The sequence below is a fragment of the Pseudomonas sp. 1L-B-1-E-C1 genome (genome assembly GCF_057291835.1).
The window spans coordinates 79,845-91,895 of sequence record NZ_JBXAWN010000001.1 but is presented as its reverse complement, the minus strand read 5'-3'; the positions used below and the strand labels follow the sequence as shown (position 1 = coordinate 91,895).

Below are 12,051 nucleotides of genomic sequence, written 5' to 3'. Positions count from 1 at the left end.
GAGGTAACCTGCTGTAAATACGGAAAATAGGGGCGCGCAGCAGCGAGTCCGTGCAGACGGCGCGCAGCCTGGAAAAACTAAAACATCGGGGCGTGGGCGTCTGACATGGGAAGCGGGGACAAGCCGCCCTGCCCGAGCACCGCAAGTCCCCTGTGGGAGCGAGCCTGCTCGCGAAGGCGCTGGTTCAGTCAATGTTGATGGCGACTGATACACCGCTTTCGCGAGCAGGCTCGCTCCCACAGGGTTTGTGTCTGGCGGTCAGAGCCGGCGTTTGCGGTTGAGGTTCGGGATGGTGGTCTGGGCGATCTCGACCTGCTTCGCCTGTCGCGAGGTCTGGGCCGCCAGCGCGGCCAGTGTCGGCTGGCTGAACAGCGTGCGCGCGTCGACATGCAGGCCGGCCAGGCGCATGCGCGCGACCAGACTGACCGCGAGCAAGGAATGCCCGCCCAATTCGAAGAAGTTGTCGCCGCGCCCCACCTGCTCGACCTTGAGCACCTGCGCCCAGATCTGCGCCAAGGCGGTTTCCACGTCGCCTTCAGGTGGCGCATAAGGCCGACTGAGCAGCGCTTGCGCCCCCGGTTCCGGCAATGCCTTGCGATCGATTTTGTCGTTGGGCGTCAACGGCAACGCCGCCAGCATGACGTAAGCGCCGGGCACCATGAATTCTGGCAACCGCGCCAACACATGATTGCGCAACGCCTCCAGCGTCGGTGCAGCCCGTTCGGCCCGCACGCTGTAATAAGCCACCAATCGCTCGTCGCGAACCAGCACCACTGCCTCGCGAATGTCCGGATGCTCAAGCAGACGCGCTTCAATCTCGCCCAGCTCGAGACGAACCCCGCGCAGCTTGACCTGAAAGTCATTGCGACCGAGGAACTCGAGATTGCCGTCAGCGCTGTAACGCACCAGATCCCCAGTGCGATACAACCGGTCACCGGTCACAAACGGACTGTCGATAAAGCGTTCGGCCTGCAATTGCGGCAGTCCCCAATAGCCCCGCGCCACGCCCACCCCGCCAATGTGCAAATGACCGCTGACGCCAAGCGGCACCGGTTGATCGCCGGCATCGAGCACATACAGCCGCGTGTTGCTCAGCGCCTTGCCGATCGGCACTTGTGTCTGTGGCACCGGCTCACCGGGTTCCAGCGTCCAGCCGCTGCTGTCGACGGTGGTTTCGGTCGGCCCGTAGACGTTGTGCAGGCGCACCCACGGCAGGCGCTCGCGCACTTGCCGGGCCAGCGCAACAGTCAACTCGCCGCCACCGTTAAGCACGTCGGTGAGGCTGGTGCACTGGCTGACATCGTCCTGTTCGATGAACTGCTGCAACAACGCCGGTACGAACTTGACCACCGAAATGTTCTGCTCGCGGATCACTTGCGTCACATAAGCCGAATCGCGATTGCCGTCGGCCCGCGCCAGCACCAGACGCATGCCCGAGCACAGCGGCCAGAAGATCTCCCACACCGAACTGTCGAAACTGTACGGCGCCTTTTGCAACAATGACCCGTGTTCGCTCGGTGGCGCCAGTTGCGAACCCCAATGCACCATGTTGCAAGCGCTGCGGTGTTCGATCATCACGCCCTTCGGTGTACCGGTGGAGCCGGAGGTGTAGATCATGTAGGCCAGATTCGCCGCGCCGAGTCCCGGCACCTGCGGGTTGTCGTGCGGCTGGTCCTGCCAGGCGCCGAGGTCGAGATCGATCAGCCGCACGCTGGTTTCGCCGAGCAGATCGCGCGTCGCGCCATGCACCAGCAGCGCGACCGGTGCGCTGTCCTGCAACATGTAGTTGAGCCGTTGCAGCGGATAATCCGGATCGAGCGGCACATACGCACCACCGGCCTTGAGAATCCCCAGCAGACCGATCACCAGTTCCGGCCCGCGCTCGACGCAGATCGCGACCCGCGAATCCGGCTGCACGCCGAGCTCGCGCAGATGATGAGCCAGGCGATTGGCCTGCTCGTTCAACTGGCGATAGGTCAGGCGTTGCTCGGCGAACTGCACGGCGATGGCATCCGGCTTGCGCTGCACCTGTTGTTCGAACAGCGCCTGCAGTGGCTGGTCGATCGGGCAATCGACTTCAGTAGCGTTGAACTCGATCAGCAGCCGTTGCCGTTCCTCCTGCGGTAACAACGGCAGGCTGTTCAGCGGCCGCTGCGGCGTGTTCTCCAGCGCCTCGACCAAACCGCTCAACGCTGTTTGCACGTAAGCGCAAATCCGCTGCGCGCCAATATTCGACAAGGTTCTGGTGGTCAGGCGCAAGCCCGTACCGAGATCGTCAACGCTCAGGGTAAACGGGTAATTGGTGCGTTCCTCGTTGGCCAGGGTTTCGATGCCTTGCCACGTTTGCCGGGAGGTTTTTTGCTCAGCATCATCGCTGTGTCGGTAGTTGAGCAAGGCACTGAACAGTGGCGCTGGCGCGGCAACGCCACTGCAACGCTGGGCCAGCGCCAAAGACGCATGTTCATGGGCGAGCAAAGCGGTCAGGCGTGCGTGGGTGGACTGCACCGCCGCGCGCGCGCCTTCACCGACATCGACCCGCAGCGGCAAGGTGTTGATGAACACCCCCAACGCCCGGTCGGCACCCACGCCGCCCTGCATGCGCCCCATCAGCACCGTGCCGAATACCACGCTTCGCTGCGCGGAGGTCGCTGCCAGCACTTGCGCCCAGGCGAGGTGGATCAGGCTGGCAACGCTCACACCCGCCAGACGCGCCTGCTGCTGCATGCGCTGATAGAGATCGGATGCCAAGGCTTGCTCAGCTTCTTCAATGTTGCTGCCGTCACCCTGCACATTCTGCAAAGCGAACGGCAAGGTCGGCTCGTCGATATCGCCGAGCATCTGGCGAAAGAACGCTTCATGCTCCTGCTCGCTGACGCCCAGTCGCGTCTGCGCCACGTAGTTGCGATACGGTACTGGCGGCGCTAGCGTCTCCGGGTGCCCGGACAGGCTGGCGTGAATCTCTTCGCGCATCGCTTCGAGCGCGATGTGATCCATCGCCAGGTGATGGAACAGCAAGATGCCAACCACTCGGTTGTGCGCCGGATCACGGGCATACATCAGGCGCAGCAGCGGTGCCTGACTGACATTGAGGCGATAGCGCCGTGCGTCGAAACGCTTGTGCAATTGATCGATGATCGCGCCGTAAGCAGGCTGCAGTTCGACCTCCTGCACTGGCAGAATCGCCTCGCGCCACACCACTTGCACCGGCGACGTCAGCCCCTCCCAGACCACTGCCGTACGCAGGATGTCGTGCCGTGCGATGACCTGACGCAGCGCAGTGGCGAAGGCCTCGACCCGTTCGAGGCTGTCGAACGCCAGCAGCGATTGCAGCAGATACGGATCGCCCTGCGCGGCGGTGATGTGGTGATAGAGAATGCCTTCCTGCAACGGCGCCAGCGGGTAGATGTCCTGCACATTGGCGGCACCGCCGGGTACGGTCGCGACAATGCGCTCGATCATCGCCTGATCCAGTTGCACAAGTGGCAACAGGTCAGGCGTGATGTGCGTGCAATCGGGGGGAATGCGGTTGGCCGGCACCTCGACTTCGCGGCCGCTGCCCTCCGCCGCTGCCAGCGCGGCCAGTGTCGGTTGACTGAACAGCACCCGCACATCGCTGCTCATACCGATCTGACGCATGCGCTCGATCAGCCCGACCGCCAACAAGGAGTGGCCGCCCAGCTCGAAGAAATGGTCGTGACGCCCCACCCGTTCAACCTGCAAGACCTCGGCCCAGATCTGCGCCAGGGCGATTTCGACGTCACCTTGTGGCGCCTCGTATTGGCGCCGGATCAACGCTTCCGGCCCCGGCGCCGGCAGCGCCTGGCGATCAAGCTTGCCATTGGCGGTCAGCGGCAACGTTGCCAGGCGGATGTAAGCGGCCGGCAACATGGCGGACGGCAAGCGCGAGGTCAGGTGCGCGTGCAGTTGCAGGACATCCAGCGCCTCATGCTCGGTGAACCATGCCAACAGCTGACCATTGCGCACCAGTACAACGGCTTCCTGCACCGCATCATGGCTGGCTAGAGCGGCTTCGATTTCACCCGGTTCGACACGCACACCGCGAACCTTCACTTGGTCATCGTTACGACCGATGTACTCAAGGTTGCCATCGGGGCGCCACCGTGCGAGGTCGCCGGTGCGGTACATGCGCGCCTCCGGCTGCACACTGAACGGGTCGTCGAGGAAGCGTTCGGCGGTCAGGTCCGGGCGATTCAGATAACCCCGGGCCACCCCGGCGCCGCCCACATACAGCTCACCGATGATGCCGATCGGCACCGGGCGCTGCTGCTCATCGAGCAAATACGCCGTGGCATTGCTCACCGGTTTGCCGATGTGCAACGCCTGCCCAGGCATGATCAGCCCCGAGGTGGCGACCACCGTCGCTTCGGTCGGCCCATAGTTGTTGACCACCGCAAACGCCTGGGCACGGTTGAACTGGCGCAGACGATCACCGCCGATCAGCAAGGTGCGCAAGGTCGGGTGGTCGAGTTGTTTGCTGAAAGCGTATTCGGCAATCGGCGTTGGCAAAAAGCTGACGTCCAGCGGCTGCCCACGCCACCAGTCGAGCAGCACGTCGATGTCTTCGTTGCCTTCGCTTGCGGGCGGCAAGTGCAGGGTCGCCCCGGCACACAACGCTGGCCATACCTCCCACGCCATCGCGTCGAAACCGAAGCCGGCAAGGCTCGAAGTGTGCTGTCCGATGCCGAGGCCGAACGCCGCGCAGTGCCAGTCGACCAGATTGCCGAGTGTGCGGTGCTCGACCATGACGCCTTTGGGCAATCCGGTAGAGCCAGAGGTGTAAATCACGTAAGCGAGGTTGCTGGTGGTCAACCCCGGGACGTCGGGATCGACCATGTTGTCGAGCGACCATTCGCGCCGATCAAGCTCGATAACCGGCAGCGCTGTGGCGGGCAAACGCTCACGCAGATCGCTTTGGCTCAGCAACGCCACTGGAGCACTGTCGCTGAGCAGATAACTCAGGCGCTCGGGCGGATGCGCCGGATCAATCGGCACATACGCGGCGCCAGCCTTGAGAGTCGCCAGTAGCCCGACCAGCGTTTCCAGGCTCCGGCGGGCAACGATCGCCACACGATCGTCAGGGCGCACGCCGAGGCCGATCAGATGGTGGGCCAACCCATTGGCTTGCCGGTTCAGCTCGGCATAACTCAGAGTTCGTCCTTGGTACGTTGCTACCACGGCGTCCGGTTGGTCGGCCACTCGGGATACGAATCGTCTATGAATCAGTTGCCCGTGCGGATAACTGACGCGGGTGTCGTTCCACTCCTTGAGCAGGGCCAGCTCTGCCGGGCTATTGAGATTGAAATCGGCGATCGCCAGTGCCGGGCATTCCAGGCCTTGCTGCAGAATCAGCAACAAGCGCTCGGTGAGCGCCGCGATCTCATCGGCCGCGAAATAGGCAGGCGAGTACACCAGATGCAGCCAGGCCTTGTCGTTGAAACGGTTGCTGCGCAGGTGAAGGGCCAGCGGTGTCGCTTCATGCTGATTGGAGACCTTGACCACGTGCCCCGGCGTCTCAGCGTAACGGTAGTCATGGTCGTCCTGCTCGTAGGACACCGACAACTCGAACAGCTGCGAACGGTCTTCACGCAACAGGCCCAGTGCGCGGTTCATCTCGCTCAGTGGATAGCGTTGATGGCGAAAATCCTGCTTGAGGCTATCGCCGATCGCCTTGATCAACTCAGCGAATGACAATTCACGGCCAAAGTCCATGCGCATCGCACTGACCTGGGTGAACAAGCCCATGGTGCTTTTGAAGCGGGCGCCAGAGCGATTGAGAATCGGCAAGCCGACCACCCACTCGTCACGCTGGGCGGTGCGACTGAAATACACGTGCAGCGCCGCCAGCAACACATGAAAGGCCGAACCGCCGAGGTGTCGCGCGGTGTCTTTCATGCGCTCGTGCAGCAGGGCCGGAAAAGCCTCGACGTGGATGCGAGCTGGCGCCGTTTCAGGATCAAGGGGTTCGCGATAACCGGGCGCCAGCAAAGGTTCGGGAAGGCTGCGGTACTTGTCCAGCCAGTAGCTTTGATCGAGTTCATAGCGGGATGACTGGTGATAGCGCGCGTCATCTTCGATGAAGCCGACATAGGACGGTGCCGCCACGCCTGGATGCTCGCCGCGGGACAGCGCGCTGTAAATGTCGCCCACCGATTTGAACAGTAAACCAAACCCCCAACCATCGATAATCAAGTGGTGAGCCTGCGCTGCCAGCCAGTGGCGGTGATGATCGAGGCGAATCAGGCTGAAGCGGAACAACGCTTGGCCGCTCATCACGTAAGCCTGGGCCATTTGCTCTTCGACCAGCGCCCGAGCCGCCGACTGTGGATCGGGATGCCCGCTGAAATCAAATAGCGGCATGGCCACCGGCAGTGTCTGTGCGAACCCTTGTAACGGCAGCCCGTCGTGACCGACGTCTGCCAGCAGCACAATGCGCAAGGCATCATTCGCTGCCACCAGAGATTCAAGTGCCGATTGCATCAGTGCCGGATCCAGCGGCCCGGTCAGTTCGACATACCCGCCAATGTTGTACAGCGGCGAATCTCCGCGGCTCAGTTGGTCCAGCCAGATATCCCGTTGAGCGGCAGTCAGCGGGAATGTCTCGACAGGCACGGACAGATCGTCCGCCACGTTGGCAGAAGTAGGCTGCATAAGATCCATCTCATGTGATTTGCCGGATATTCAAGCATCGGCCCCGTTTACGGGATGACACCTGAAACCCGGACAAGCGCAACGCTTCCCTGCCCCACTCGCCCTGAACCCCCCGAACTCAGGGGCGCCGCGCCCTGTTTGCTGAAGCAACGACTGAAAAATCTGTAGGAAAAACACCATTCCGAAGTAGCGCTTTTCGCTGGGCAGTCGACGCCGGGAAGACTTCATCTGCCGATAATCCGGGCGTTCGGCATGACTCCTCAGTCACGCATGCCGATTGAGCGCAGCCGCCTGCCATCAGCATCTCAGCGGAAATAGTGGCACTTTGTGTCCCCGTTTTCCCCTACAGACGCAGGACAAATGCATAGGATTAAATTCCGCTGCAGCTCAGTTCAAGGAGAAATGATTGCGCGGTGACGTGTGCATGAACGGTAGACGAAGCGGTGATGACTCTGAACCAGGGATGAGAAGGATATGAATCTGACCGGCAGTATTCGCAACATGGAAAACCCGCACTTCTACTGGCAACTTGGAGAGCTGATAGCCAGCACCGGCGACGATCATTTCGCCAGCAATATGTTCCAGTTGGTCGACACATTGGTGCCGGTCAACCGCCTCGATCTCAGTGAGTGGACGCTGGATGAGCGCCAGGCCAGCGTGGTCGAGATCAAACCGCTGGGCAGCGCGGGTCTGCCGCAGGCCGGCGAATGCCAGGCAGCGATCGAACGACCGGACGATCATCCACTGTTGCAGAAAATGATCGAGATGAACGACTCACTGCTGATCCAGTTGAAAGCCTCCTTGCTGCCACGCCATCCGCAACACGGCGTGCATCAATGCAATCTGGTCTCGCGCACGTCCAATCGCCGGTGTGTGATCTCGGTGTACCGGCCGCACACCCAGCGGGTGTTCTCCCTGCCGGAACTGGCGTTTCTGAAAAGCCTGTCCGACACCTTGCTGCCGCTGATCGAACGTCACGCGCAGATGACCCGGCAAAGCCTTGCCCGGCAGCCACGTCCGGCCCTGGCCGAGCTGGAGCGGGCGCCGCTGGCGCAGGTCTTCGATGAACGTCTGGCCCTGAGCGACGTCGTCTTGTCAGCGCGCGAGAAGGAAGTCTGTCTGGGTCTGCTGACCGGCGCCACCGTGCCGCAAATGGCGGAAAAACTGCGGGTCAAGAACAGCTCGATCGAGACGTATCTCAAGCGAGCCGCTGCCAAACTGGGTGTCAGCGGGCGACATGGCCTGGCGAAATGGATGGCCGGCGCTTGAACCCTTCTCGACCTTTACCGCATGTGCAGCCGAACCGCAGCTGTTCGAGCTTACGCCTTCCCCTACTGTGCACGGCTCTACTCATGGCCGGGTGTTCGCTGATCCCTGATTATGAGCGACCGCCGTCGCCGAGCGCCGCGCAGTACCCGGTGGCGACGCAGCCGGTGACGAACCGCGAAGACTGGCGCACGCTATTCAACGATCCGGCTCTCAAGCAACTTATTGCAACAGCGCTGGCCAATAACCGTGACCTGCGCGTGGCGGCGCTGAATGTTCAAGCGTTTCAGGCGCAATACCGGATCCAGCGCGCCGACCTGCTGCCGGCGGTATCGGCCAACGCCAACGAGTTACGCCAGCGGATGCCGTCCAGCGTCACCGGCGGCCGGGCGCAAATCACCTCGACGTACACGGTCAATCTGGGCATCAGTGCTTATGAGCTGGATCTGTTCGGTCGGGTGCGCAGCCTCAGCGAACAAGCGTTGCAGAGCTGGCTCGCGACCGAGCAGGCGCGGCGCAGTGCCGAACTGAGTCTGGTGGCCAACGTGGCCAATGCCTACCTGACGTGGCGGGCCGATCAGCAGTTGCTGGAGCTGAGCCGTGACACGCTTACCGCCGACGAACAGAGCCTGCACCTGACCACGCGTAACCGCGAGGCTGGCAAATCTTCGGCGCTGGAACAGGCGCAAGCGCGGACCAGCGTCGACAGCTCGCGGGTCAATCTTGCGCGCTATCAACGACTGGTCGCCCAGGATCTGAACAGCCTTACGCTACTGGTGGGTGCGCCGGTATCCGAGCAATTGCCGGCGCTTCCCTTGGCCAGTGAACTGGTATCGCCGCTGCCGGCGGGGCTGCCGTCGGATCTGCTGCAACGGCGCCCGGACATCCTGCAGGCCGAGTACCGGCTCAAAGCCGCCAACGCCAATATCGGCGCGGCGCGCGCAGCCTTCTATCCCAGTGTGAGCCTGACCGCCAATGCCGGCACCGCCAGTCGAGATCTCTCCGGGTTGTTCAGCGCAGGCTCCGGCGCGTGGACGTTCCAGCCGCAGATCAGCCTGCCGATCTTCAATGCCGGGAGCCTGCGGGCGAGTCTGGATTATTCGAAATTGCAAAAAGATGTGGCGGTGGCTGAATACGAAAAGTCGATTCAGACCGCGTTTCAGGAAGTTGCCGACGGTCTCGCCGCACGCAGCACGTATCAGCAGCAATTGCAGGCGCAGCGCGATCTGGTCGCGGCCACGCAGAGCTATTACAACCTGGCGCAGAACCGTTATCGCAACGGCGTCGACAGCAGCCTGACGTTTCTCGATGCGCAGCGTTCGCTGTTCACTGCGCAACAAGCCTTGATCAGCGACCGCCTCGCGCAACTGGTGGCCGAGGTCAATCTGTACACCGCGCTGGGCGGTGGCTGGCAGACGGAGGAGCCAGCGCTGCGCTGACCTCCGGTCATTTCTTCTTACACCTTTTGTCGCCCGATCCGGCACCACGCGGCGATCGGCGGCCGGCGAACGGGCTCAGTTTGCTATCATGCGGCGCTTTTACGGTTAACCCCCCGCCAGTCCTGCCGACTTGCGGGCTGCAAAAGGCGGTATTAGATGACGGCTTTGTTGACTCGCCGCAAGGTACTTGCGGGAATGGGCGTGCTCGGGCTCGGCCTGCTCGCCGGTTGCGATACCCGTGGCCAACTGTCGTACAAGTACGGCAAGGATCTGAGCGACAAGATCCTCGGACGCACCTTCAAGCTGAAGAACCCCGAAGGCGAAACCATGTCGCTGTCGAGCTTTCGCGGGATGATGCCGATGATCTTCTTCGGCTTCACCCAGTGCCCGGCCGTTTGTCCCACCACCCTGGCCCGCGCCGCGCAGATCAAGAAACTGATGGGCCGCGACGGCGACCGCCTGCAAGTGGTGTTCATCACCCTCGACCCCGAACGCGACACGCCGCAGATCCTCGACGCCTACGTCAAAGCCTTCGACCCTAGCTTCGTCGCGCTGTACGGCACACTTGAGGAAACCAGGGCCACCGCCAAGGAATTCGACGTGTTCTACGAAAAAGTCCCGGCCGGCGACACCTACACCATCTCCCATACGTCCACCAGCTATGTCTACGACTCGCGTGGTGAGTTGCGCCTGGGCCTGTCCACTTCGCTGACAGCCCAAGAGTGCACGGAAGATTTGCTTACTGTTATGGAGGTCTGCTGATGCATCCCGTTTTGAATCAACTCAAACGCACCCTGTGTGCGCTGTCCCTGCTCGGCCTGGCGTTCCAGGTGTCCGCGCAAACCAAAGTCGACGACGCATGGGTCCGTGCCACCGTGCCGACCCAGTCTGCCAGCGGCGCTTTCATGACCGTCACTGCCGACAGCGACAGCAAACTGCTCAGCGTCGCCTCGCCAGTGGCCAAGGACGTGCAGATTCATGAGATGAGCATGAAGAACGACGTCATGACCATGGGCCCGGTAAAGTCGGTTGACCTGCCCGCCGGCAAAGCCGTGAGCTTCGACCCGAACGGCTACCACGTCATGCTGATGGGCCTGACCGGTCAATTAAAGGAAGGCGACAGCGTGCCGCTGACCCTGACCGTGGAAAACGCCAAGGGCGAGAAAGAAGCCATCGAGGTTAAAGCGCCGGTTCGCGCGCTGACCGAGATGGGCGGCCACGATCACAGCAAGATGCATTGATCGCTGGCTGAAATGCTGTTCGCCAGAAAACCTGTGGGAGCGAGCTTGCTTGCGAAGGCGTCAGGTCAGTCAAATCACCTGTGGCTGAACTCCGCTTTCGCGAGCAAGCTCGCTCCCACAGTAGTTCCGGGCGATGCCCCATTTCGCATACGCCACAAATCCCCTGTAGGAGTGAGCCTGCTCGCGATCACGGTGTGTCAGTCACGAAAATGTCGAATGACCTGACGCCATCGCGAGCAGGCTCACTCCTACAGTAGTTCCGGGTGATGCCGAATCCTTCAACTCCCCGCACCACCATGCGCTTCTTCAAAGAAGTAATCCTTCCAGCTTGCCGCTTTGTTCTTCAACACACCCAATTCCTGCAATTTCTCGGCGTAGATGAACGTGCGTTGCGGCACCACGGTGAAGTCGATTTCCGGGTCTTTGACGATTTGCTCGACCAGCGCCAGCGGCAGCTTCGATTGCTCTACGCGAATATAGGCTTGAGCGGCGGCAGGTTTGTCGGCCTTGATGATCTTCTCGGCTTCGGCCAGTGCGTCGTAGAACGCCTTGTAGGTTTTCGGGTTTTCGTTGTGGAATTTTTCTGTGGTGTAGAGCACGTTGAACGTCGCCGGGCCGCCGAGGATGTCGTAGGAACTCAGCACTTTGTGCACGTTAGGGTTTTGCAGAGCCTGATACTGAAACGGTGGGCTGGAGAAATGCGAGTTGATTTCCGAGCCGCCGGCGATCAGCGCGGCGGTGGCGTCCGGGTGCGGCAGGCTGACCGAAATGTTATCGAATTTCTTGAACTGGTCGTCGCCGAATTCCTTGGCGGTTTCGATCTGCAGCGTGCGCGACTGGAAGCCTACGCCCGCGGCTGGCACGGCGATGCGATCCTTGTCGCTGAAGTCCTTCAGGGTTTTGATGTTCGGGTTGTTGGTCAGCAGATAATTGGGCATCGAGCCCAGCGCGGCGATGGCTTTGACGTTCTGTTTGCCCTTGGTGCGGTCCCACACGGTGAGCATCGGCGGCACGCCGGCGGAGACCACGTCCAGCGCACCGGTCAGCAGCGCTTCGTTCATGGCGGTGGCGCCGGAAATGCTGTTCCAGTCGACCTTGATCTCCAGGCCTTGGGCCTTGCCGTGTTTCTCGATGAGCTGCTGATCGCGTACGACATCGAGAATCAGGTACCCGATGCCGAATTGCTGAGCGATGCTGATTTCGCCTTCGGCCTGGGCACCGCTGCTGAACAGCGCACCCGCTGCCAGAGTAGCCGCCAACAAAGTCAGCGCAGAACGTTTGAACGGTGTGGCCATGACAACCTCGCAGCATGGGGGTGGGCTAAAAGACCTGACTTTATAGCTATAAAAAATAGAACTTAAATACCTTTATCGCATATCGATAGCACTGAGGGATTTGACGTCTGCTGCGTGAATATCACCAGCGGTGGACGGACC

The 12,051-nt window shown here is 61.6% G+C and carries 6 protein-coding genes; 4 read left to right on the top strand and 2 right to left on the bottom strand.

Features of this window, described 5'->3' with window-relative positions; all coding sequences use genetic code 11:
* Positions 1-258 precede the first annotated feature (258 nt).
* Positions 259-6,669, bottom strand: a complete 6,411-nt coding sequence (locus AC0Z4S_RS00375) for an amino acid adenylation domain-containing protein (RefSeq protein ID WP_485621599.1) — start codon at positions 6,667-6,669, stop codon at positions 259-261.
* A gap of 474 nt (positions 6,670-7,143) precedes the next feature.
* On the opposite strand from AC0Z4S_RS00375, the gene AC0Z4S_RS00370 reads away from it, so the two are divergent.
* From AC0Z4S_RS00370 to AC0Z4S_RS00355, 4 genes are all read left to right on the top strand, one after another.
* Positions 7,144-7,938 (top strand): helix-turn-helix transcriptional regulator, encoded by a 795-nt coding sequence (locus AC0Z4S_RS00370; RefSeq protein ID WP_485621598.1) that lies wholly within the window; start codon positions 7,144-7,146, stop codon positions 7,936-7,938.
* Positions 7,920-9,374, top strand: a complete 1,455-nt coding sequence (locus AC0Z4S_RS00365) for an efflux transporter outer membrane subunit (protein WP_485621597.1) — start codon at positions 7,920-7,922, stop codon at positions 9,372-9,374. The genes AC0Z4S_RS00370 and AC0Z4S_RS00365 overlap by 19 nt, the downstream gene beginning before the upstream one ends.
* Positions 9,375-9,530: 156 nt before the next feature.
* Entirely contained in the window at positions 9,531-10,136 is a 606-nt protein-coding gene (locus tag AC0Z4S_RS00360) for an SCO family protein (protein ID WP_325715352.1), read from the top strand.
* The gene (locus tag AC0Z4S_RS00355) at positions 10,136-10,615 is read left to right on the top strand and encodes a copper chaperone PCu(A)C (RefSeq protein WP_485621596.1); all 480 of its coding nucleotides are present in this window, start codon (positions 10,136-10,138) and stop codon (positions 10,613-10,615) included. Before AC0Z4S_RS00360 ends, AC0Z4S_RS00355 begins: the two co-directional genes overlap by 1 nt.
* Before the next feature lie 278 nt (positions 10,616-10,893).
* Here AC0Z4S_RS00355 and AC0Z4S_RS00350 read toward each other — a convergent pair whose 3' ends face one another.
* Positions 10,894-11,910 carry an ABC transporter substrate-binding protein gene (locus AC0Z4S_RS00350; RefSeq protein WP_485621595.1) on the bottom strand — a complete coding sequence of 339 codons (1,017 nt, stop codon included), beginning with the start codon at positions 11,908-11,910 and terminating at the stop codon, positions 10,894-10,896.
* Between the last annotated feature and the right edge of the window lie 141 nt (positions 11,911-12,051).

Coding starts and splice junctions, on each gene's coding strand:
- AC0Z4S_RS00375 (WP_485621599.1), bottom strand. CDS start 6,669: ATGCAGCCTACTTCTGCCAACGTGGCGGACGATCTGTCCGTGCCTGTC.
- AC0Z4S_RS00370 (WP_485621598.1), top strand. CDS start 7,144: ATGAATCTGACCGGCAGTATTCGCAACATGGAAAACCCGCACTTCTAC.
- AC0Z4S_RS00365 (WP_485621597.1), top strand. CDS start 7,920: ATGGATGGCCGGCGCTTGAACCCTTCTCGACCTTTACCGCATGTGCAG.
- AC0Z4S_RS00360 (WP_325715352.1), top strand. CDS start 9,531: ATGACGGCTTTGTTGACTCGCCGCAAGGTACTTGCGGGAATGGGCGTG.
- AC0Z4S_RS00355 (WP_485621596.1), top strand. CDS start 10,136: ATGCATCCCGTTTTGAATCAACTCAAACGCACCCTGTGTGCGCTGTCC.
- AC0Z4S_RS00350 (WP_485621595.1), bottom strand. CDS start 11,910: ATGGCCACACCGTTCAAACGTTCTGCGCTGACTTTGTTGGCGGCTACT.